Here is a 21,588-nt window from a genome sequence, read left to right as displayed (position 1 = left end):
CGCGATCATGACCCAAGGTATTCATAAATTACTGATCGCCAACCGTGGCGAGATCGCGGTGCGGATTATTCGTGCCGCCAAGGCGCTCGGGATTCCCACCGTGGCGGCGTGCAGCGAGGCGGACGTCGACTCCCTGGCGGCGCGCATGGCCGATGAAGTGCACATTCTCGGCCCGGCCCGTGCTGACAAAAGTTACCTGAACGTAGAAGCCTTGCTCGGTGCCTTGACATCCACGGGCGCCAACGCAGTGCATCCCGGTTATGGCTTTCTGTCAGAGAACGCCGATTTCGCTGAAGCAGTCGTGTCTGCCGGTGCCATTTTCGTCGGCCCGAGCGCGGAGACGATCCGGCGCATGGGCGATAAAGCTGAGGCTCGGCGCACGGCGCAAGCCGCTGGCGTACCGGTGGTGCCGGGTTCGCCGGGTGAACTGTTCGACGTTGAATCGGCGCTCAAGGCTGCCGAATCCGTTGGTTTCCCGCTGCTGATCAAAGCTTCGGCCGGTGGCGGCGGGCGCGGTATTCGGCTGGCGGAAAATGCCGAGCAATTGAGTGAAGAGTTCCCCCGTTCCCAGCGCGAAGCCCAAGCGGCGTTTGGCAATGGAGCGGTGTACCTGGAGCGGTTTATCAGTAGGGCCCGGCATATTGAAGTGCAGGTACTGGGCGACGGTCATCACGCCGTGCATTTGTTCGAGCGCGAATGCTCGTTGCAACGGCGCCGGCAGAAAATCTTTGAGGAGGCGCCGTCGCCAGCCCTCAGCCAGCAGCAACGAGAGACCCTCTGCGAAAGCGCCGTGCGTCTGACCGAATCTTTGGGCTACAAGGGCGCCGGTACTCTGGAGTACCTGTATGACGACGCCACTGGGGAGTTCTTCTTTATCGAGATGAACACGCGGATTCAAGTGGAGCACCCGGTCAGTGAACTGATCACCGGCATCGATTTGGTCCAGGCCATGTTACGCATCGCAGGCGGCGAGCCGCTCGGCTTCAAGCAGAGCGACATCCGACTCAACGGCGCGGCCTTGCAAATGCGCCTGAACGCCGAAGACCCGGCGCGGGATTTCTTCCCGAGTCCAGGCCTGGTCGAGGAGCTGATCTGGCCGAACGGCGAGGGCATTCGCGTCGATACGCATCTGTATCCAGGCTATCGCGTGCCGCCGTACTACGACTCGCTGCTGGCCAAACTGATTGTTCACGGCGCGGATCGCGCTGAAGCCCTAGGCCGAGCGCGAGTCGCGGTGGCAAACACCACGCTTACCGGCATGGCCAACACCTTGGCGTTGCACGGCGAATTGCTGGAACAACCCTGGTTGCACAACGCCGACTTTCACACGGGCACGCTGGAAACCTGGTTGGCCGAGCGCGGCAATGGAGGCGAATCATGAGTACTCCCGTCCGCTACAGCTTTGGCGCTGATGAACATTTGTTTGCCGAAGTCAGTGACAGCATGTCCTTGGACGCCTTCTTCAAAGGACTGGCCATCACCCGCGCCGTGGAACGGTTGGCTCTGGATGGTGTGCTCGATATCTGCCTGGCTAACGCATCATTCCAGATTCGTTTCGACCCGGATCGCATCGCCCCTCACACCTTGCTCGAAGCGGTACAAATCGCCGAGACCGGGGCCGTCGCGGAGCGCACGTTGCAGACGCGGATCATCGAGATCCCCGTGCTCTACAACGATCCCTGGACCCACGAAACCCTGATGCGTTTTCGCGACCGCCATCAAGACCCGAGCGCCACCGACCTGGAATACGCCGCACGCATCAACGGCCTGGCCGACGTCGATGCATTCATCGCGGCCCACAGTGGCGCACCGTGGTTTGTCTCGATGGTGGGCTTCGTTGCCGGGTTGCCGTTCATGTTCCAGATGGTTGAGCGTGAGCGCCAGTTGCAAGTGCCTAAATACCTGCGCCCACGCACCGACACGCCAAAATTGACCCTTGGCCACGGCGGTTGCTTTGGATGCATTTACTCAGTGCGCGGCGCCGGCGGCTATCAGATGTTTGGCGTTACGCCCGCGCCGATCTACGACCCGCAACAGAACCTTGCGTACCTGAAAGAACACATGGTGTTTTTCCGTCCAGGCGACATTGTGCAGTTCAAACCGATGGACCGCGAAGCCTACGACCACGCGGTCGCCGAAGTGGAAGCCGGTTGCTTCGAGCTGCGGATTCGACCAGTCGAGTTTTCGCTGGACGCGTTCCTTGCCGATCCTGTCGGCTATCCCAAGTCGCTGCAGGAGGTATTGGCATGATCAAGGTCCTCAAACCCGGCCTCGCCACTTCTGTGCAGGACCTGGGCCGCGAAGGGTATTACCACTTGGGCATTCCGCCGTCCGGCGCGCTTGATCAATACGCCTTGAGCGTGGCCAATCAATTGGTCGGCAACCCCGCAGGAGCGGCGGCCCTGGAGTGCACCTTGCTGGGCCCTGAGTTGGAGTTTCAGCAGGATGCACTGGTGGCGGTCAGTGGCGCGCACATGACGCCACGGGTCGATGGCGTGGAAATGCACCACGACACCGCGTTCACGGTGAAGGCCGGGCAAGTGCTGCGCTTTGACTTTCCCAAGGCCGGTGCCCGCACTTATGTGGCGGTGGCCGGCGGCATTGATGTGCCGGTGGTGCTCGGCAGTCGATCCACCTACGCGCTCGGTGCGCTCGGCGGTTTTCAAGGGCGACGGCTGAATGCGGGGGACGAATTGCCGGTCGGTATCGCCAGTGGCAAGGGGCTCGCCGGGGCCAGTTTGCCCATGGCGTTACGGCAAGCATTGGGGGGCGAAATCACCCTGCGGGTAGTGCCCGGTTTGTACTACCACCGTTTGACCGAATCGGCGGCGCAGAGCTTTTTCGCCGAACCGTGGACGGTCGGTTCGGAAGCGGACCGCATCGGCTATCGCTTCAAGGGTGGCAGCGCGCTGAGCTTTCAGCCCCGCGAGCAGCCATTCGGCGCCGGTTCCGATCCGTCGAACATCGTCGACAGTTGCTACCCGATCGGCTCGATCCAGGTGCCCGCCGGGCTTGAACCCATTGTGTTGCACCGTGATGCGGTGTCCGGTGGCGGCTACGCGATGATTGGCACAGTGATTAGCGCCGACCTCGATTTGATCGGCCAGATGCAACCCAACCAGAAAGCCCGCTTTGTTGCGGTGACCCTCGAAGAGGCGCTGGAGGCACGACGATCCTATAAGAAAAAACTCAGCTGCCTGAACAAGCTGTTCCCTTCCTGATCCTGCCCGCCGCATAGCGCGGGCCATGCCAAACGGTATGCCAACGCCGTACTTCGGTGCGGTGACGGCTGCCCGCGCTTCAACCTTTGACTGGTTTTGGAGTTCACGCATATGGCTGCTGTATCGCAATCGAATCAAACCGGGCAAGACCCGGCCCATCAGCCCGTCCCGACCGAAGCACGCATGGGGCGATTATCCCTGACTATGGCTTGGTGGGCGGTGTGCAGTGCGATGTTTTACATCGTCGTGGGTGCGTCATTGGCGTTGTCGTTCGGTACGCGCAATGCGCTGATCGGCATGGTCCTGTCGGTGATCAGCTATGGACTGATCAACAGCGTGCTCAGCCGCTTTGCGATTCGCAGCGGTCTGTCGGTGGCGTTGTTTTCACGACTACTGTTCGGCAGCACTGGGGCGTGTCTGGCGACGCTGATTTTCTTCTCGACCGCGATCTATTACGCAGTGTTTGAAGGTTCGGTGATCGCCGTGGCGCTCAACCACCTCTATCCGCAATTGGCCTATCCGCTTGCCGCACTGGTAGTGGTGCTCTACAGCGTGCCGCTGATACTGGGTAGCGTGCAGCACTGGCTGGACAAGCTCAACGGCGTGTTGCTCCCGGTGTACCTCGCAGGTTTGCTGGTGGCGGTGGGGCTATCGATCAGCCGGTATGGCTACCAGCCTCAATGGCTGGATTTCGGCCCGGCAACGCCGAGTGCATTCGGCTGGTGGGATTGCTTTGTCGCTTACATGGGCGTCTGGGTGCTGATGCTGTTCACCTTTGACTACGCACGTTTTGGCAAGCCTGAAGACGCCGAATACCACGGTCGCTGGAACTTTGGCATGCCATTCTACGCGGTGACGTTTCTGCTCAACGGCGCGGCGGGGATCTATCTGGTGAGTAGCATTCCCCATGAAGGTGCGCTGAGCGAAGTGTCAGTAGTGATGGCGATTCTGCAGTTGATGGGCCTGTGGGGGTTGCTGTTCGTCTGGGCTACGCAAACCCGGATCAACACCGCCAATTACTACTTGGCGACGCTGAATATGCAGGCGTTCTTCGGGCGTTTTGGCGCGCGCGGTTCATACCTGATGTGGGCAATAGTGGTCGGTGTGATCGTCTATGGGTTGATGCTGGCGGATGTGTTTGCCTACCTCCTCAAAGCGTTGGCGTATCAGGGGATTTTCGTGGTGGCCTGGGTCGGCGTGGCGTTGGCCAAGATCCTCTGCGAGCACAGTGATGTGAAGGCGCTTGAGCGGGTGGCAGCCTTCAATCCGGTGGGTTTGACCGCATGGTTTGGGGCTACAGCACTGGGACTGGCGTTGATGTTTGCAGGCGGTGAGCTGAGCCGCTTTTCCGCCCCCTCTACCGTGATCGTTGCGTTTGCATTGCAGGCAGGCTTGTCCCGCCTAAGCCATTCACGGTGGAGGTACGCAGAATAGGATTTTACGTCGGACTCACCGGCACCCACGGAGCAGGGCGGGCGCCGGTAGGCTGATCCGACTTCATTCCACTTGGGTTTTCCTTGACCCTTTCCCATGCAGCAGCACTCGACGCGGCCTGGGCTGCTGTTTCCAACAATAAACAGTAGCTGTTTTGAGCCGGTCGTATCCAAAATAGTCTGCAAACTCCAAATCACAACTATTCAGAAAGTGAATGCTGGAAGTTGGCGTGTTTTGAGCGCGTACCAGACTCTAACTCGCAGTTGATCTCCCGTGGTGGGCATTTGCTAGACGACAACAGAAACATGTGGCTCCGGTTGGTACACTAGGAGATCTCCAGGCTGACAACTTAAATGGGCACAGATCGCCTCAAGTGTAGCTAGACGTACTCCTTTGACCTTGCCTTGCTTTAATAGGGATAGATTTTGTTCGGTGATACCAATTGCGGCGGCAAGGTCTTTTGATTTAACTTTGCGTTTTGCTAGCATTACATCTAACTCAATAATGATCGTCATTATGCTGGCCTTACACAAAGGTTTGATTTTCGGAACTTACTTCACTCGCTTGTGCCAAAATTCGCGCGATCACTGCGATACATCCGGCGAGAAAGAGAGCGATAAAGTCCGCTGGTGTAAAGCTGATGGTAAGTAAGCGTTGACCGGGTGGAGCATGTAAGGTGACCAGAATACTCAATATTGGTGTGCATAAGAAACTTGAAACCACCCAAAGAATGACCCCCCTTCCAACTTTCCCTAAGTGAACGGCAGCATTATTGGAGAAATACTCGCTCCGGGCATACCCCTGGAACAGGCGGCGGAGGTGATTCAGGCCGCTGGCCAAGGCGATCAAAGGCACGCTGGAGATGACGATCGCGCCGAGTATTTGCCACCAGGCGAGCACTTCGATTTTTACCGCGAGTTGGGTCAACATCACTCCGCTCAGGGAAAATCCAAGCCCTAATCCATCGTTTGACCCCAATGTCGGAAATACCCACAGTGCGGCATTGAGGATGAGCATGCAGGCTATGAGCGTCAGTGTTAGAGCAGCCATACGCTGGCTAAAGGAAGCAAGGCGGTTAATGGGCATTTTTTAAGCCTTTTTGATGGGTGGAGCTCGATTTTTGCACAAGAAATTACTGTATTACAATAATTATTTATTGAAATAGAGCCTTTTGTGGTGTGTTACCGCCCCTGGCACCTGCCTGGTTGTAGTGGAGGGATAGGGTCTGAGCGCCCAATGACCCACCGTGTCTACAAACGGGTCAACGCCGTGCTTTCTGACAAAGTCGAGAAACAGGTCAACGAACGGTGGCCGAGTGTGAGCAGTCGAGGAAAATACCAGGGCAATGCAGCGACGGAGGATTTTTTAGAAGCCTGCAGAAAGAACGCATTTGCAAGAGAATCTACAGAGCTCGGGATATGGCCCAGGTCGATGTGCTCGATTAGATTTAAGCGTTTTACAACCGAACGCGTCGTCACCGTCACCTGGGCGGCGTCAGTCCTGATGCCTTCGAAAGTGCCTCAGTTTGAGGCTGAGGAATGTCTACTGTGCCGCGGGTAGCTCAAAGACAGGTCTCAAGCCAGTTTCTGGTGGTGAGCCCGGCGAGTCATTTGCTGAACATCTCGCCCTGAGTCCAACCTTCAGAAGGCTGGAAGCAGGGCGCTTTCAGATGCAGCCGTCCGGTAGGCCAAGATTACACCCTTGCAACATTGACGGCCGGTCTCTGGTGGTGACGGCTTCACGCGGGCGTTGTTGGCACGTGCATGAGTACTTCCTCGGTCGTTCACTGTAGCAACCCGATATGTCACATCAGTGATAAGTGCCGAGTAAATTCAGCGCAAATCACTGTTGCAACACTTCGAGGCTCTATCATGCTGACCCGTTGTTTTATCCCCTTTCTATTTCTTTTGGTTTCTTGTATTGCCGGACAAACCCACGGCAGGGATCTGGCTGAAGGACTGACCGAACAGGACCCGTCTGTGGCGTTGCAGAACCACGACCTGCGCTATGGGCTGTGGTCCGGCATTGGACTTATGAAAAATGCAATCGGGCAAAGCTGCAATGCGGTTCTGCTGGATACTCGCGACCGGCAGAATAAAACCGTTGGCCCCGCCTATGTATTGACGAGTGGGCATTGTGTTTACTTCAGCTACGGCACGGCTTCTATCAACCAAACCGTAGAGGCGAGCATCACCTTCAACTATTTCCACGATACTCCCGCGCAACACCGGAAATTTCGCATCAAAACAGCGCATTGGAGCAGTATGGTCGGCACTGATCTGGCGGTTCTGGAGCTTGATGCGCCATTGGCTGCCCTCATTGCAGAGGGGGTCATGCCACTCAAGCTCGCGGCTCATCAGCACACTGGAGAGCGGGAGGTCATCAATGTCGGATCCCCGACCGGGTTTCGCCAAAAAGGCTTACGCATGAGTGCGTGCAAGGAAACGGCAACAAATAGCTTTGTCGAGCATCCCGGTGTATTTCCTGGCGCCATGAAAAACCGTTGCCAAGACCTTCAGTACGGAAGCTCCGGGAGCCCGATGCTCGATCGGGGTACCAACGAAATTACTGGCATTGTCAGCAAGGTCGCTGCTGTCATCAAAAAGGACATCCTCAGCAACTGTCTGAATACCTCCGCGTGTGAAGCGGCCAAGTTTAACTATAGCTATCCAGCGAACGACCTTCATCATTGTTTTGTCGATGGCCAGTTCTTGAATAACACGCGGGACTGCCAACTGAAATCCGTCGAACTCGTCCTTGAAGAGCCTTGGAAACTCAACCCCTACGTGCATTTGCAGCAGGGTGTGAACGGGCTCAGTATTTGGCCCACGTGGAACATCAGATTCTCGGTCAACGATCCCTACTATCGATTCAAGGCCGTGCGCGAGGTCAGGGAGTGTCGATCTCCCAGCGACTATCACAACGCCGTAGCGTCAACGGATGGTTACATCAACCAGGCGATCGGGCCGGCGCTGGGGGCCCATGTGTTGTGCATCATTGGGATACAAAACCGCAGCGAGCCCCTGACGCCAGCCTTGCTCCACAATGTTTTCACACACTCCGTATTTTTGACCGCCCCAACGCCGACACCGCAGATCAGCCTGAGCTACAACGTCAACTGGGACGACCAAACCACAGACTTCACCCATCACTACTTCTACGTGGATGCTTCAGAACGGGCTTTGTGCCAAGACATCGACGACGTCCGCTATGCATTGGCCAACGGCAGCAACCCTTACCAGGTGTCACAGCTCCCCATCACATTGTGCAGCTATGCCCGCAACCTTGCTGGTCAGCCGTCCGCCGTCCGTACGGATGTAATCGAAATATCAAGGTATCTCCCTCCCCAGCAAACGGTGAAGCCATCACCGTCACTACGCTAAGAGCTCATCGGTGACGATAAAAACGTCCCCGCTTGTTCACAAGGAGTGTCAGTGGGACGTTTACCGCGTAAACGCCTTAAGCCACTGGCCATGCCATGGCACACCGACTGCCCGGCGCGAATCCGTGCTGGTACTCATCGCTCACTACGGCCGCTAGCCTCTGATCCAGGTCTGCGGTGGCTTTGATCTGGAATCCCAGGCGGGCATAAAAGGGGGCGTTCCATGGCACGCTCGTGAATGTCGTGAGCGTTACGAAACTCAGTCTGTTGGCGCGGGCATAGTTCTTTGCGGCCTCAACCAGACGCCGCCCCCAACCTTGTCCCTGCACCGCGTGCATCACGGATAACTCATAGATGTGTAAATCATTGCCGTGGCGCGCAGCGCTGAGAAAGCCTTGTGGCCGGTTTTCGGCGTCCAGGGCGACCCAGCAGGTCGAGAGCGCGATACGTTGGCGATGTTGCTCAACGGACATCGGGGGGGATTCAGCCAGCCAACTCAACCCATCAATCATGCGGAAGGCTTGAGCTGCGGAAATTTCGATGGCAGGCAGGCGTTGTGCATCTTCCGGTACAGCAACGCGAATAATCGCCGGCATGGGTCGCCCTTGGTGAGGTGAGACTGAACTGGAAAAACCAGCGTTGGAGGGGTGAAGATATCATGCACTCAGAGCCTCAGGCTCAGTGGTTTTGATGGCCGTCGAACTCATCAGAGGCCGGTCTAGAGCGGTTGCCGGTATCGCTCAAGGTCCGCGCGCAGGCTCTTACGCTCCGCGTGCGGTAACGTCATCCGCAGTCCAGCTGTCACACCAAACGCCAACCTGGCGAAACAGATGATGCAAAAGCCTTGACCTTTCCATCATGGGAAGCTTCAGGCTTGCTTCATCAGTAACATTCAAGGGGTATTGCAATGGCTACGGTTTCCCATCAGCAGGGGTCCAACCCATCCAGTTCGCGGGAGGTGCGCCTGAGTCTGCCGGTCGAGGGCATGACGTGCGCATCCTGCGTCGGTCGGGTCGAGCGCGCGCTGAAAGCGGTGCCTGGCGTGCACACGGCCGCCGTCAATCTTGCCACCGAGCATGCCAGCATCACCTTCACCGGGGCGCCCGATCCCCAGGCGGCGGTGCGTGCCATCGAGAGCGCAGGCTACAGCGTGCGTGAAGAGACGACTCATCTTGCGATAGAAGGCATGACCTGTGCGTCATGTGTGGGCCGGGTCGAAAAGGCCCTGGCTAAAATCCCCGGCGTGCTCGAAGCCACGGTTAACCTGGCCACCGAGCGTGCCCGGGTGCGCCACTTGGGCGGCGCAGTCTCCACGGCAGACCTTGAAGCAGCAGTGGAGCAGGCCGGCTACAAGGCCCGCCGCTTGTCCGCCGAGTCGCCGAGCGAGGGCGACCAGGATGCCGCGCGGCGCGACAGCGAAGCTCGGGAGTTGCAGCGCTCCATGTTGATTGCAGCGCTCCTCACTTTGCCGGTCTTCATCCTTGAGATGGGTTCGCACCTTATCCCTGCCATGCACCATTGGGTGATGGGGGTCATGGGGCAGCAGACGAACTGGTATGTACAGTTCGCGCTGGCCACCCTCGTGTTGTTCGGCCCAGGGCTGCGGTTTTTCCGCAAAGGCGTACCGGCGTTGCTGCGAGGGGCGCCAGACATGAACTCGCTAGTCTCTGTGGGCACCGCGGCGGCTTACGGTTATTCGCTGGTCGCGACGTTTATTCCCGAGGTTCTGCCGCAGGGCACCGCCAACGTCTATTTCGAAGCCGCAGCGGTGATTGTGACCCTGATCCTGCTGGGCCGCACGTTGGAGGCGCGCGCCAAGGGGCGAACCTCACAGGCGATCAAGCGGCTGGTCGGTCTTCAGGCGAAGACCGCGCGCGTGGAGCGCAATGGCGAAATATTGGAAGTTGCCCTTGATCAGGTGACGGCCGGCGACATTGTCTTCGTCCGTCCGGGGGAGAAGGTCCCGGTCGACGGCGAGGTGATTGAAGGCACCTCGTACGTTGACGAGAGCATGATCAGCGGCGAACCGGTACCTGTGTCCAAAAGCGTAGGCGCCGAAGTCGTTGGCGGCACGATCAACAAGACCGGTGCGTTCAGTTTCCGGGTGACCAAAGTGGGGGCCAACACCGTCCTCGCGCAGATTATTCGCCTGGTGGAAGAGGCGCAGGGCTCCAAGCTGCCGATCCAGGCACTGGTGGACAAGGTCACGATGTGGTTTGTCCCGGCGGTGATGGCGGCGGCCACGGTGACCTTCCTGGTCTGGCTGATTTTTGGCCCGACGCCGGCGCTGACGTTCGCGTTGGTCAACGCGGTAGCGGTGCTTATTATTGCCTGCCCCTGTGCCATGGGGCTGGCCACGCCGACCTCGATCATGGTCGGCACGGGCCGCGCAGCCGAGCTCGGGGTGCTTTTCCGCAAGGGCGAGGCATTGCAGGCGCTACGCGATGTGTCGATTATCGCCCTCGACAAGACTGGCACGCTGACCAAGGGCCGGCCTGAGTTGACCGACCTGGTTCCCGCCGAGGGCTTTGACTACGACGAAGTATTGGCACTTGTCGCGGCGGTGGAGACACGCTCCGAACATCCGATTGCCGAAGCGATTGTCAGCGCGGCAAAGAGCAAGGGCATCACGCTTGCACCGATTGAGGCCTTCGACGCCGTACCGGGCTTTGGCGTGACGGCGAAGGTCGCCGCGCGCACGGTCTCTGTGGGGGCTGACCGGTTCATGACGCAACTGGGCCTTGATGTGACGGGCTTCCAGTCGACTGCCCAGCGTCTCGGCGAGCAAGGCAAAAGCCCGCTCTATGCGGCGATTGATGGCCGCCTGGCGGCGGTGATCGCGGTTGCCGATCCGATCAAGGAGACCACGCCCGAAGCGATCAGGGCCCTGCATGCGCTGGGGCTCAGGGTGGCGATGATCACCGGTGACAATGCGGCCACGGCAGCGGCAATCGCCAGGCAACTGGGCATCGATGAGGTGGCGGCCGAGGTGCTGCCCGACGGTAAGGTCGCGGCGCTGAAAAAGTTTCGCAGCAAGGGGGCGCGAGTTGCCTTTGTGGGTGACGGGATCAACGACGCACCGGCACTCGCCGAAGCAGACGTCGGGCTTGCCATCGGCACCGGCACCGATGTGGCCATCGAAGCCGCTGACGTGGTGCTGATGTCGGGCGACTTGCGCGGCGTGCCGAACGCCATCGCCCTCAGCCAGGCGACGATCCGCAACATCAAGCAGAACCTGTTCTGGGCCTTCGCCTACAACGCGTTGTTGATACCGGTTGCGGCGGGCGTTCTGTACCCGCTGAACGGCACGCTGCTGTCGCCGATCTTCGCCGCGGCGGCGATGGCGCTCTCCAGTATCTTCGTGCTTGGCAACGCACTGCGGCTCAAGCGCTTCCGAGCACCGATGACAGTAGAGAGCAGCGCCGAGGCGCCAGTGGGTGGGGCGGCATTGGCCAAGCCACGCCTAGCGAATGAGCACTGATATCAGGCTTGGGTTTGAACACGATTGAGGAGGCTGTAATGGCCAGTGAACCTCATCCGAGCGTGATTGTTTAAGGACACGGCCAAGCGTACTCATGCGCCGTGTGCAGGTGAGTTCCCGAATTTGCGGTGAGTAGTTGATAGGTTCCCTCAGGAGGAGAGAATGATGAATATCGGTCAAGCAGCCAAGTTCTCCGGCGTTTCGGCTAAGTCGATTCGCTACTACGAACAGATTGGTTTGGTACCCAAGGTCAGCCGGTCTGATGCCGGCTATCGAAACTACGGTACACAGGATGTGCAAAACCTGCGTTTCATTCGCCGCGCGCGTGACCTTGGCTTTTCGGTCAGGCAGATCTCCGAGTTGCTGGTTTTGTGGGGCGACCCTGATCGCGGCTGTATCGACGTCAAGGCCATGGCCCTGTCCCATGTGGCCGGGTTGAAGGCAAAGATTGCTGACCTGCAGGCCATGGCGCAAACCCTAGAGCAGTTGGCCGAGCAATGCCATGGCAACGATCGTCCGGATTGCCCGATCATTGCCGGTTTGGCGCAGCGCACAGCCGCCGTGGCGATGGAACTGCGCCCCAGGGCTCCTCAGAATCCCCCCCGGTTTGGGGGGGATACGGCGGCCTCATCCCAGCATCGCGCCGCGATGCAGATGCATTTGTAAGCGCTGGCAAGGCTCACATTCACTCTTCAGAGCAACTTCAGGAGTTCCACATGCTGCGTTTTTTCATACCAAACATGACCTGTGGCGGCTGCGCCAGGTCCGTTACCCGGGTACTGCTGGGCGTAGACCCGCAGGCCCAGATCAAAACTGATCCGCCCACACGTGTGGTCGTGATTGACAGCACTCTGGATGCGCACACGCTGCTCACGGTGCTGAGTGACGCCGGGTATCCGGGTGAGCATCTGCCGCAAGCGATATCCAGCTGATCGTTGCCGGCGTAGCCCCGCAGGGCTGGCGCGAGATCAGATTTTTATCAATAAAAAGCCGGGAGATTGTCTCCCGGCTTTTGTATTTCCCACGTTTAGAAAGCCGTCACAAGGTGTCAGGAGGCTACGCCTGCAGCCCAAGCAACCAGTACATCAGCAAGATCAGGCGGGTAGCTGCTGAGCGGGTCAAGCTGGGTGCATTGGCTAACATGCACGCCACTCAAATCAAGCCGATGTGCTGACACAAGATTGACCTCGATCATCTGCCTCCCCCGATACTCCCTCTACTCTGGCACCTCCATATAAGGCCAAGGATGGCTCAAGGAGCCTGCGGCCATGCATTCTCAAGGAAGAGTCAGTCATGCAGTCATTGAAGATCATGTTGTTGTCATCGGCGTTCAACGGGTTGACCCAGCGGGCCTGGCTGGACTTACGCCAGTTGGGGCACGCGCCCAGTGTGGTGCTGTTCACCGATGAAGCCTCGGTATGTCGGCAGATCGAGGCATCGGCGGCGGACCTGGTGATTTGTCCGTTTCTCAAGGACCGCGTACCGCAACAACTCTGGAGCAATCCTGAGCGCCCGGTGGTGATCATTCATCCGGGCATTGTCGGCGACCGTGGCGCCAGCGCGCTGGACTGGGCAATCACCCAGCAAGTCAGGCGCTGGGGCGTCACGGCCTTGCAGGCGGTGGAGGAAATGGACGCCGGTCCGATCTGGTCGACCTGCGAGTTCGACATGCCCGCCGACGTGCGCAAATCCGAGTTGTACAACGGCCTGGTGAGTGACGCGGCGATCTCTTGCATCCGCGATGTGGTGGAGAAATTCGCCAGGGGGTTCGTGCCCACGCCCCTCGATTACACGCAGCCCGACGTCGCTGGGCGTTTGCAGCCGAATATGAAGCAGGCTGACCGCACCTTCAGTTGGTACGATTGCGCACGGTTTATCAAGCGCAGTATCGACGCCGCTGACGGCCAGCCCGGGGTGTTGGCCAGCCTCGCCGGCGGGCAGTATTACCTGTATGACGCGCACCTGGATGCGCGCCGCGGCACGCCGGGCGAGATCCTTGCGGTACAGGACGACGCGGTATTGGTTGCGGCCGGCGATCACAGCCTGTGGCTCGGCTCGCTCAAGCGCAAGGCCTTGCCCGGCGAGGAAACCTTCAAGTTACCGGCCCGCCATGTGTTAGCCGGGCAACTGGCTGATGTGCCGGTGCTGGACGGCTCGCTCGCCAACCAAGGCTTCGACGAGATGGCGTATCAGCCGATTCGTTACCGAGAAACCGGTCATGTGGGCGAGCTGACCTTCGAGTTCTACAACGGTGCCATGAGCACTGAACAGTGCCAGCGGCTGGTCGCAGCGTTGCGCTGGGCCAAGGCTCGGGACACCCAGGTGCTGCTGGTCAGGGGAGGGCGCGGGAGCTTTTCCAATGGTGTGCACCTCAACGTGATTCAGGCGGCCGAAGTGCCAGGGTTGGAAGCCTGGGCCAATATCCAGGCCATCGACGATGTCTGCCGCGAGCTGCTGACGGCCCGGCAACTGGTGGTCAGTGGCCTGACGGGCAGCGCCGGAGCCGGCGGTGTGATGCTGGCGCTGGCCGCCGACATCGTCTTCGCCCGGGCGGGGGTGGTCCTTAATCCGCATTACAAGACCATGGGCTTGTATGGCTCCGAATACTGGACCTACAGCTTGCCCAGGGCGGTCGGCAGTGAAGTCGCCCACAAGCTTGTCGAAGAATGCCTGCCGATCAGCGCCCTCCAGGCCCGGCACTGGGGAATGGTCCAGGACATCGGCCCACGCTGCCCACGTGCATTTGGCTTATGGCTGCTGCAACAGGCCAGCGACGCGTTGACCGATGAAAGATACGCCCTGCATCGTGCGCGCAAATCGAACATGAACCTTGCGCAGATTGAGCGCTGCCGCGAAAACGAGCTGGCACAGATGCGGTTGGATATGGTGGAAAACCGCCAGCAGTTTGCCGAGAAGTGCCGCAACTTCGTGTTCAAGCGCAAAACCTGCCAGACCCCGCAGCGCTTGCAGGCGCCGTGGGCATTGGCGCCCAGGGCCACACTGGTTGACTGAGAGGAAAACGCCGCATCTACTCTTTTACCGCCAGGGCGGAATTTCCTTTCTGCCGTGGCGGTCCATAATGCCAATGGAAAAAAGACAGAAAAGGGTGAATTGATGCGGCGAATTTACAGGGGCGTCATCTGCCAGGCCTTGCTGGCCATGGTTATGGCTATCAGCCTGCCGGGATGGGCAGATGCGGCCGCCACGCCGGCGCCAGTAGAGGTCGTCGACAGCCTGGTGCTGTTGCCCGAAGACGCCAACCTCAAGCAGCTTGGCCAGCAGCTTGAGCTGATTCGCCAGAGTGTCCCCATCAGTACCAGTGACGAAAAGCTGGCGGAATTTCGACAGGGCGCACTGCAGGTGCAACAACTGGCCGGGGCATTGCTCACGGTGCGCGCCACCGAGATGGAGCGCATTGACGATCAACTCAAGGTATTGGGCGCGGCCCAGCCGGGAGAGGCGCAGAGCCTCACCGAGCAGCGGGATGCCCTGACCCGAAAAAAGAACAGCCTGCTTGAGGATGAGCAGCACGCGAAGCAACTGAGCCAGACGAGCCGCGAACTCGCCGCGCAGATCGTCAACCTGCGGCGCAATCTGTTCAATTCCCAGGTCACCTCCCGTACCGATTCGCCCTTCAGTCCCACATTCTGGTCGACCCTGATCCGCCCCACCGCTGAAGACCTGCAGCGCCTGGACAACCTCAAGGCCGAAGGCATCGTTGCCCTCAAGAGTGCCATCAGCCCGGAGCACCGCTGGGCGTTCTTCAGCACGCTGCTGGTGGCGGTACTGATCTGGAGTTTCGGCCGGCGCCTGCTCGAGCATCTGCTTACCTGGGCGATGATCCGTTGGCTGCCGGAGGGGCGCCTGCGGCGCAGCACGTTGGCGGTGGCGGTAGGCTTATCGTCGATCCTGACGATCATGGGGGCCGTTTCGCTGATGCGCTGGGGCCTGGAAAGCAATGCGGTCCTGAGTGAAAACCTGGGCCGGCTGTCCGATCACCTGGTCACCCTGGCCACCTTCTGTGCGTTTATTGCCGGCCTTGGACGCGCCTTGCTGATGCTGCCACGCCCGTCCTGGCGGCTGCCGGCCATTGCCGATGAAATCGCCAGTGCCCTGGGGCCTTTCCCGGCGATTCTGGCGGTGGCGCTGATGCTGGTGGCGACCGAGGAGCGGATCAACAATGTCACGGGCGCCAGCCTGGCGCTGACCGTGGCGCTCAATGGCCTGACCGCCCTGACCACCGCGCTGATCTTCATCGCCGCGCTACTGCGCGTGCGCCACGTGCGCAAAAAACTCGAGTTGCAGCGCCCGGGCGGGCTCGTCGGCATGTTGCCCTTTGTCGCGTCGATGTGGGTGGCGGTGATTGTCCTCGCGTTGTTCACCGGGTATCTGTCCCTGGCCTACTTCCTTACCGTCAAACTGTTGTGGGTCAGCGTCGTGGCGGCCACGGCCTACCTGTTGATCGCCTTTTTTGGTGACGTCTGTGAAACCCTGCTTTCGCCCAGGCAGCCCAGCGGCCTGGCACTGGCCAACGCCCTGGGGCTGTCGCCACGGCACCAGGCCCAGGCGTGCACGGTGCTGGCGGGCGTCGGCCGTACCTTGCTGCTGCTCACCGCCGTGATGGCGGCCTTCCTTCCTGCGGGCTCCAGCCCCAGTGAGTTGCTCCAGGGCTTCAGCCAACTGGGCGAATCCAGCAAGACCCTGGGCAACCTGCAGATCGTTCCCCAGGACATCCTCATTGCGCTGCTGATGTTTGTCGTCGGCTTGTTCGCCGTGCGCACCTTGAAGCGCTGGCTGAGTGAGCGGTTGCTGCCGGAAACCAACATGGATGCCGGCATGCGCGCGTCCCTGGTGACCCTGGTGGGTTACCTCGGTTTTGTGTTGTTGAGCCTGCTGGTGATGTCCACCCTGCGGATCAACCTGACCAGCCTGACCTGGGTGGTCAGTGCCTTGTCGGTGGGCATCGGCTTCGGTTTGCAGGCGATTGTGCAGAACTTCATCTCCGGGCTGATCCTGCTCACCGAACGGCCGGTGAAGGTCGGCGATTGGGTCAGCCTGGGGGGCGTGGAGGGCGATATTCGCCGGATCAACGTCAGGGCGACCGAGATCCAGATGTCCGACCGCTCGACGGTGATTGTGCCGAACTCGCAGTTCATCTCGCAAAACGTGCGCAACGTCACCATGGGCAACGCGCTCGGTGTGGTGAGCATCACCCTTACCTTGCCGCTGGATACCGATGTGCTGAAGGTTCGCGAACTGCTGATGCAGTCGTTTACCGAGCACGAGGCGATTCTCGACACTCCCGCACCTTCGGTCACGTTCAAGGACCTGGCCAGGGATGGCTTGATCATTGGGGTCAGCGGCTACGTCAACAGCCCGCGCTCGGTGTCCGGCACCCGCAGCGACTTGCTGTTTATCCTGCTAGCGCGCCTGCAGGACATGGGGATTACATTGTCTTCGCCCCAGAGCATGGTGCTGATTCCGGGAGAGGCCGGTGCAGTGGCTGGTGATGTTCCTGTGAGGCAATCATGAGGTGGCAGTGCGTGACACTGAAAAGCCCGATAACCGTGATCGCTGCGGTCGTGTTCTGTTTTTCCATGGCGGCGTGCAAGAGTAAAGACATGCCTGAAACCTATAGCTGGACGGGAACTGTCTCTGCACCACAGGAATACCCCATGGAGGTATACGGTGGCGCCCTGGTCGCTGAGGGCTTTACCTACGGTTTTGATGCGATCTGGGGCACGCAGAACACCGGTTGGGGGAGTCCTGGCGGAACCATGACCACGGCGCTGGAAAAAAAGGCAGTGCCCTATCAACTGGAATTCACGTGGTACTCGCTGGTGGAGAGAACGTTCTATAGCGGCCAATGGAACTTGGACCCACAGAAGATAAAGAGCCTCCTGGATGAGGGCTTTATTGATCAGGACACCCATAAAAAAGACACCTACAGCACGTTTATCGTGGGGTTGGCGCCACAGGGCAGGGTGGTGCTCTGGATGAGCGGGGCGGGAAACCAGAAGGAAGTGGGGGTCTTTCAGGCGCAGGCCACAAACCTTACCAAGGAGAGCGCCTACAGCAATGCCCAGTACATGTTCAAAGACGGCTATGCAGACCGCATGCTCAATGATCCATCCTATAAGACCTTCAGTGCCGATATCCGGCAAAAAATAGCCACGCAGGGCTATCCCCCGGCAAACATCTACGACACCTACCGGGAGAAATACAGCTGGAGGCCTGTGGTTGTGCTGCAGCAAGGCGAATGGCTAGATTTTGGATTCAGCGCCTACAACGGCGAGCAGGAGAATCTTTTCGGAAAGGCCCTACTCGACAATCACTATGTAAAACGGGCCATTCCAACGTTCTGCGGGTTCTATTGGCGCAATGGCAACAGCCGGTATGGCGTCTGGATTGACGCATTCGATGAAAAAGAAATCTTCGATATTTTCCAGAAACTGGGCAAACAAAAAGACATAGACCTGCTGGTGAAGGTTGACGCGCAAAACACCCGGGTTTCCCTGGCATTAAGGGCGGGCGCGCAAGAGTTTCCCATCGGCAAAGCCAAAGTCAGGCTGTCCCGTAAAATCGAGTAGGCTCCCCCGCCTGAGGGGAGAGCCAGGTTTCACTGCTCAGCAGGGCTGGGCCGCAAGGCTGTTGCTGACATTGCGTCCCAGCACCAGCACCGTCACAAAACCCAAGCCCACCAGCACCGCGGCAAGGCTCAGGAGCACCGAGCTGCCCAACTGGTCGACGATCCGCCCACCGAAGAATGAACCCAGGGCAATAATCACCTGGAACAGGGCGACGAAGAGCGGCATGCCGCGTTCGACATCCTTGGGCGCCACGACAAACATCCAGATACTGGCGCAGGCCGGGAAGGCGCCGAAGGCAAAACCCCAGAGCCCAATCAACATGGCTGCGCCGGTCATGCCGGTGGCGAAGTGGGGGAACAGGGCGGTGCTGGTGCCGATCATCAGCGCCACCAGCAACAGGGTGTGACGTACGCTGCGGTTGGCGGCAAAGCCGGCAAAAATATTACCCGCGACCCCAGCCACGCCGAAGAGCAACAGCAACGAGCCAATCGTTGGGCCGTCGAAGCCGGCACTGTGCTTGAAGAATGGCGCCACATAGGTGTACGCGGCAAAGTGCGCCAGGCCGATAAGCAATACTGCGATCAATCCGACCCGCGCTTGGGGGTTGATAAACAAGGCGGGCAGGTCGCGGATGTGGATGGCTTTCTCCGGGTTGAGTCGTGGCAGCAGAAATATCTGCGCCAGGAGGACCGGGACGCCCATCAGCGCGGTGACCAGGAAGGTCATGCGCCAGCCCATCAGGCCGCTAAGCCAGGTGCCTACGGGCACGCCCAGCACGGTGGCGAGGGTCACGCCGACCATGATGATCGAAGTCGCCTGGGCGACGCCCACACCCTTGGGCGCCAGCCGGCCGCTGAGGGCGATGGCGGTCGCCCAGAAGCCGCCGATGCTGATGCCCAGCAGTACGCGGCCCAACAGCAGCAGGCCAAAGTCGCTGGCAAAAGCCACCACCGAGTTGGCGATGATCATGATCAGCGTCAGGCCGATCAATAAATAGCGACGGTCCATGGTGCCAATGCTGACCGACAGCAAAGGCGCGGCGAGGGCGGCCATGATGCCGGGCAGGGTCACCATCAGCCCGGCGTGACCGGCAGTGATACCCAAGTCGCTGGCGACATCATTGAGCACACCCACCGGCAGAAACTCACTGGTTACCAGGGCGAAGGCACCTACGGCCACGGAGAGAATCGCCAGCCACTGCTGTTTGACACTCTGTTGATTATGTTCGGGAAGGCTGCGAGGGGCCTGGTGGGCACTTGGCATGGGTGAAAATCCGGGGGAAATGCAGCCTGAAGCCAGGCCGGGGGGAGAATGTGGAGGCGATTATAGGAATCAGCGTGGGTAATTAAACAGGGCGCTCGGTTTGATAGTCATCATCAATGCAATCAATGCCGCCCCGGCGATGGATTGGGGGAGATGCTGGTGCGCCAGGCGCAGCAAGTGCAAGGTCACGCTATCCGGAGCCAGGCAGATGACCACGCTGCCGGCGGCAACCGCGCCATGGGAAATACTATAAAGTCTCTGCCCAATACTTTTGGCCGCGACTAATCGGTGGTCGCTGGCACAGCGGTGGCGCCGAAGTCGAGCAGGGAGATAAAACTGTCGAGCAACGGTGATTGGTTGTCGGTGTTCCAGCTCAGGTACAGGCCGATGGCCGGGTTGGGGGCGGCGCCGACCGGGCCGATCCGGCGAAACACGACCTTGTCGCGCATGATCGAGTTGGCAATCGACTCCGGCACCAGGGCAACGCCGAAGCCACAGGCCACCAGGCCGATCAAGGTATGGAGCTGCGCGGCTTCCTGCACCACCCTGGGGTAAAAACCGGCGGCTTCACACAGGGCGATCAACTGGCTGTGATAGCCGCTGCCCAGGGCCTGGGGGGTGAACACGAAGTCTTCCCCGGCGAAGTCCCGCAAGTCGATCTGGCCAGCGTCAGCCTTGGAGTGGTCGGCGGGCAATGCCATCACGATCTGTTCGTCCAGCAACAGGCGCGACTCGACGTTTTGCGCCGCAATCGGCAACTTGCGCATGAAAGCAATATCCGCTTCCCCCGACACAATGGCCTTGGCCTGGCTGGCGGAGGGCATCTCCTTGATGACCAATTGCACCTTGGGGAAGGTCTCGCGAAACCGGCGCAGGCTACTGAGCAGTGACGCGTAGTAGGTGATCGACACCGCAGTCACCGTCAGTTTGCCCGCAATCCCCTCGGCTACCTGGCGCGCGTGCTCGATACCCCGCTCCAATTCGTTGAGGGTGCTGTAGGCGGCATCGAGGAATACGCCACCGGCCGGGGTCAGTTTTACCCCGCGTTTGCTGCGGGTAAACAGGCTGAACCCCAGCTTGCCCTCCAGGCGGTTGATGGCCTGGCTCAGCGGCGGTTGGGCCATGTGCAGGCGTATCGCCGCCTTATGAAAGTGCAGCTCTTCAGCCACGGCAATGAACTGGCGCAGCAGGCGGGTTTCGATCATGTCTTCTGTTCCTTCATTTGAACCGATCAGTGGGCCAGGCGCGGCAATGGTACCGTTTATTGGCCCGCGTCGAGCCCCAGCCTCTTGTCACTGCCCGTCCGCCCACCCCGGCTGGCGCCCGAACGCCTCGAACAGCTCAATGATGGTTGCCTTGACCTTCTGTACCGCATTGCTCTCGACCACCGTGTCATGCCAGCACAGTGAAAGATCGCGCTTGAACAGTCGATGATCGATCCTGGCCAGCTTGAGCCGCTGTTGCCCCAGCTCGGCATGGGCCGCCGCCCACGGCAGGACCGTGACACCCAACTGCGCCTTGACGGCTGAGAACAACAGGTCGGTGGAGTTGGCTTCAAACTCAACCTCGCATTTGAGGCCGGCCTCCTGCAGGGCAAACTCGACCCGGCTGCGGATGGTATTCGGCGCACACGGCAGCACCAGCGGCATTTTTGCCAATGCCTCAATCGACACCGGGTCTTCGGCCAATTCAAATTCCGGCCAGGCCACCAAATACAGTGTTTCAGTTAACAGCCGCTGGAACGCCATGCCTCGGGTTTCGACCACATCAACGTTCACCGCCAGTGCCACCCGCCCCACGGTGATCAGGCGCCCCAGTTCGGCGCTGGGGGCGTCAATCAACTCCAGCTTGATGCCGGGATATCGCTGGCCAATCGCGCGCGCCAAGGGAATGGCCAGCATGCGTGCGGTACTCGAGGGCATGCCGACCGAGACTTTGCCCTGGGGGAAGTCGGCGTCCTGGCGCAGCATTTCCCGGGTGCCATCGGCTTGGCGCAGCAGCTCGATGGCGTGCCGGTAAAGGGTCTGCCCGGCTGCCGTGGGCACCACGCCATGCACGCTGCGCTCCAGCAACTGCATGCCCATATCCAACTCCAGGTTACGCATCTGCTGGCTGATGGCCGGTTGCGCAATATGCAGCGCTTCACTGGCGCGGGTGATGTTGCCGCACTCAATGACTTTGATGAAATAGCGCAATTGGCGCAGGTCCATAGGTGCC

The 21,588-nt window shown here is 59.8% G+C and carries 17 protein-coding genes and 1 pseudogene; 12 read left to right on the top strand and 6 right to left on the bottom strand.

Annotated features, from left to right (window positions below; translation table 11 throughout):
* The first annotated feature begins 7 nt into the window (after positions 1 to 7).
* From K1X80_RS16060 to K1X80_RS16045, 4 genes are all read left to right on the top strand, one after another.
* Complete coding sequence (locus K1X80_RS16060) at positions 8 to 1,381, top strand: acetyl-CoA carboxylase biotin carboxylase subunit (RefSeq protein WP_057959270.1); 1,374 nt, start codon at positions 8 to 10, stop codon at positions 1,379 to 1,381.
* Complete coding sequence (locus tag K1X80_RS16055) at positions 1,378 to 2,250, top strand: allophanate hydrolase subunit 1 (RefSeq protein ID WP_057440888.1); 873 nt, start codon at positions 1,378 to 1,380, stop codon at positions 2,248 to 2,250. The genes K1X80_RS16060 and K1X80_RS16055 overlap by 4 nt, the downstream gene beginning before the upstream one ends.
* On the top strand, positions 2,247 to 3,221 hold the full coding sequence (locus tag K1X80_RS16050) for a biotin-dependent carboxyltransferase family protein (RefSeq protein WP_057959271.1): 975 nt from the start codon (positions 2,247 to 2,249) through the stop codon (positions 3,219 to 3,221). The genes K1X80_RS16055 and K1X80_RS16050 overlap by 4 nt, the downstream gene beginning before the upstream one ends.
* A gap of 231 nt (positions 3,222 to 3,452) precedes the next feature.
* The gene (locus K1X80_RS16045; RefSeq protein ID WP_390897818.1) at positions 3,453 to 4,655 is read left to right on the top strand and encodes a purine-cytosine permease family protein; all 1,203 of its coding nucleotides are present in this window, start codon (positions 3,453 to 3,455) and stop codon (positions 4,653 to 4,655) included.
* Between the two features lie 287 nt (positions 4,656 to 4,942).
* Here K1X80_RS16045 and K1X80_RS16040 read toward each other — a convergent pair whose 3' ends face one another.
* Both K1X80_RS16040 and K1X80_RS16035 read right to left on the bottom strand, forming a co-directional pair.
* Positions 4,943 to 5,170 carry a helix-turn-helix transcriptional regulator gene (locus K1X80_RS16040; protein WP_081044215.1) on the bottom strand — a complete coding sequence of 76 codons (228 nt, stop codon included), beginning with the start codon at positions 5,168 to 5,170 and terminating at the stop codon, positions 4,943 to 4,945.
* Positions 5,171 to 5,180: 10 nt separating this feature from the next.
* Positions 5,181 to 5,741 (bottom strand): DUF2975 domain-containing protein, encoded by a 561-nt coding sequence (locus tag K1X80_RS16035; RefSeq protein WP_057959273.1) that lies wholly within the window; start codon positions 5,739 to 5,741, stop codon positions 5,181 to 5,183.
* Positions 5,742 to 5,948: 207 nt separating this feature from the next.
* Here K1X80_RS16035 and K1X80_RS28225 point away from each other — a divergent pair.
* Both K1X80_RS28225 and K1X80_RS16030 read left to right on the top strand, forming a co-directional pair.
* Positions 5,949 to 6,184, top strand: a pseudogene (locus tag K1X80_RS28225) (IS3 family transposase); the annotation flags it as partial.
* Between the two features lie 342 nt (positions 6,185 to 6,526).
* The gene (locus K1X80_RS16030) at positions 6,527 to 8,038 is read left to right on the top strand and encodes a serine protease (protein WP_120733383.1); all 1,512 of its coding nucleotides are present in this window, start codon (positions 6,527 to 6,529) and stop codon (positions 8,036 to 8,038) included.
* 76 nt (positions 8,039 to 8,114) lie between these two features.
* Here the strand turns inward: K1X80_RS16030 and K1X80_RS16025 are convergent, their stop codons facing one another.
* Positions 8,115 to 8,633, bottom strand: a complete 519-nt coding sequence (locus tag K1X80_RS16025) for a GNAT family N-acetyltransferase (RefSeq protein WP_057959275.1) — start codon at positions 8,631 to 8,633, stop codon at positions 8,115 to 8,117.
* A gap of 311 nt (positions 8,634 to 8,944) precedes the next feature.
* Here K1X80_RS16025 and K1X80_RS16020 point away from each other — a divergent pair, with 311 nt between their 5' ends.
* The 6 genes from K1X80_RS16020 (at position 8,945) to K1X80_RS15995 (ending at position 18,108) form a co-directional block, all read left to right on the top strand.
* Positions 8,945 to 11,518 (top strand): heavy metal translocating P-type ATPase, encoded by a 2,574-nt coding sequence (locus tag K1X80_RS16020; RefSeq protein ID WP_057959276.1) that lies wholly within the window; start codon positions 8,945 to 8,947, stop codon positions 11,516 to 11,518.
* A 165-nt stretch (positions 11,519 to 11,683) separates the two neighbouring features.
* Positions 11,684 to 12,184 carry a Cu(I)-responsive transcriptional regulator gene (cueR, locus tag K1X80_RS16015; RefSeq protein WP_120734437.1) on the top strand — a complete coding sequence of 167 codons (501 nt, stop codon included), beginning with the start codon at positions 11,684 to 11,686 and terminating at the stop codon, positions 12,182 to 12,184.
* Between the two features lie 50 nt (positions 12,185 to 12,234).
* Positions 12,235 to 12,450, top strand: coding sequence for a heavy-metal-associated domain-containing protein (locus K1X80_RS16010; protein WP_057959277.1), 216 nt, complete (start codon positions 12,235 to 12,237; stop codon positions 12,448 to 12,450).
* Between the two features lie 361 nt (positions 12,451 to 12,811).
* Positions 12,812 to 14,530, top strand: a complete 1,719-nt coding sequence (locus K1X80_RS16005; RefSeq protein ID WP_198817478.1) for a hydrogenase maturation protein — start codon at positions 12,812 to 12,814, stop codon at positions 14,528 to 14,530.
* Positions 14,531 to 14,677: 147 nt separating this feature from the next.
* Positions 14,678 to 17,050, top strand: a complete 2,373-nt coding sequence (locus K1X80_RS16000; RefSeq protein WP_370693740.1) for a DUF3772 domain-containing protein — start codon at positions 14,678 to 14,680, stop codon at positions 17,048 to 17,050.
* A gap of 11 nt (positions 17,051 to 17,061) precedes the next feature.
* Positions 17,062 to 18,108: a DUF2931 family protein gene (locus K1X80_RS15995; RefSeq protein ID WP_220172285.1), complete on the top strand. Its 1,047-nt coding sequence runs from the start codon at positions 17,062 to 17,064 to the stop codon at positions 18,106 to 18,108.
* A gap of 36 nt (positions 18,109 to 18,144) precedes the next feature.
* Here K1X80_RS15995 and K1X80_RS15990 read toward each other — a convergent pair whose 3' ends face one another.
* The 3 genes from K1X80_RS15990 to K1X80_RS15980 all read right to left on the bottom strand — a co-directional run bounded on the left by K1X80_RS15990 (position 18,145) and on the right by K1X80_RS15980 (position 21,581).
* Positions 18,145 to 19,371 carry an MFS transporter gene (locus K1X80_RS15990; RefSeq protein WP_220172284.1) on the bottom strand — a complete coding sequence of 409 codons (1,227 nt, stop codon included), beginning with the start codon at positions 19,369 to 19,371 and terminating at the stop codon, positions 18,145 to 18,147.
* A 281-nt stretch (positions 19,372 to 19,652) separates the two neighbouring features.
* Complete coding sequence (locus K1X80_RS15985; protein ID WP_120733374.1) at positions 19,653 to 20,576, bottom strand: LysR family transcriptional regulator; 924 nt, start codon at positions 20,574 to 20,576, stop codon at positions 19,653 to 19,655.
* Between the two features lie 87 nt (positions 20,577 to 20,663).
* The gene (locus K1X80_RS15980) at positions 20,664 to 21,581 is read right to left on the bottom strand and encodes a LysR substrate-binding domain-containing protein (protein WP_220172283.1); all 918 of its coding nucleotides are present in this window, start codon (positions 21,579 to 21,581) and stop codon (positions 20,664 to 20,666) included.
* Between the last annotated feature and the right edge of the window lie 7 nt (positions 21,582 to 21,588).

Source organism: Pseudomonas sp. So3.2b (genome assembly GCF_019464415.1).
In the GTDB taxonomy this organism is placed as follows: domain Bacteria; phylum Pseudomonadota; class Gammaproteobacteria; order Pseudomonadales; family Pseudomonadaceae; genus Aquipseudomonas; species Aquipseudomonas shahriarae.
This window is presented reverse-complemented; position numbering and strand designations above follow the sequence as displayed.

Coding starts and splice junctions, on each gene's coding strand:
- K1X80_RS16020 (WP_057959276.1), top strand. CDS start 8,945: ATGGCTACGGTTTCCCATCAGCAGGGGTCCAACCCATCCAGTTCGCGG.
- K1X80_RS16010 (WP_057959277.1), top strand. CDS start 12,235: ATGCTGCGTTTTTTCATACCAAACATGACCTGTGGCGGCTGCGCCAGG.
- K1X80_RS16005 (WP_198817478.1), top strand. CDS start 12,812: ATGCAGTCATTGAAGATCATGTTGTTGTCATCGGCGTTCAACGGGTTG.
- K1X80_RS16035 (WP_057959273.1), bottom strand. CDS start 5,741: ATGCCCATTAACCGCCTTGCTTCCTTTAGCCAGCGTATGGCTGCTCTA.
- K1X80_RS16000 (WP_370693740.1), top strand. CDS start 14,678: ATGGTTATGGCTATCAGCCTGCCGGGATGGGCAGATGCGGCCGCCACG.
- K1X80_RS16040 (WP_081044215.1), bottom strand. CDS start 5,170: ATGACGATCATTATTGAGTTAGATGTAATGCTAGCAAAACGCAAAGTT.
- K1X80_RS16050 (WP_057959271.1), top strand. CDS start 2,247: ATGATCAAGGTCCTCAAACCCGGCCTCGCCACTTCTGTGCAGGACCTG.
- K1X80_RS15985 (WP_120733374.1), bottom strand. CDS start 20,576: ATGATCGAAACCCGCCTGCTGCGCCAGTTCATTGCCGTGGCTGAAGAG.
- K1X80_RS16025 (WP_057959275.1), bottom strand. CDS start 8,633: ATGCCGGCGATTATTCGCGTTGCTGTACCGGAAGATGCACAACGCCTG.
- K1X80_RS16055 (WP_057440888.1), top strand. CDS start 1,378: ATGAGTACTCCCGTCCGCTACAGCTTTGGCGCTGATGAACATTTGTTT.
- K1X80_RS15980 (WP_220172283.1), bottom strand. CDS start 21,581: ATGGACCTGCGCCAATTGCGCTATTTCATCAAAGTCATTGAGTGCGGC.
- cueR (WP_120734437.1), top strand. CDS start 11,684: ATGAATATCGGTCAAGCAGCCAAGTTCTCCGGCGTTTCGGCTAAGTCG.
- K1X80_RS16030 (WP_120733383.1), top strand. CDS start 6,527: ATGCTGACCCGTTGTTTTATCCCCTTTCTATTTCTTTTGGTTTCTTGT.
- K1X80_RS16060 (WP_057959270.1), top strand. CDS start 8: ATGACCCAAGGTATTCATAAATTACTGATCGCCAACCGTGGCGAGATC.
- K1X80_RS16045 (WP_390897818.1), top strand. CDS start 3,453: ATGTTTTACATCGTCGTGGGTGCGTCATTGGCGTTGTCGTTCGGTACG.
- K1X80_RS15990 (WP_220172284.1), bottom strand. CDS start 19,371: ATGCCAAGTGCCCACCAGGCCCCTCGCAGCCTTCCCGAACATAATCAA.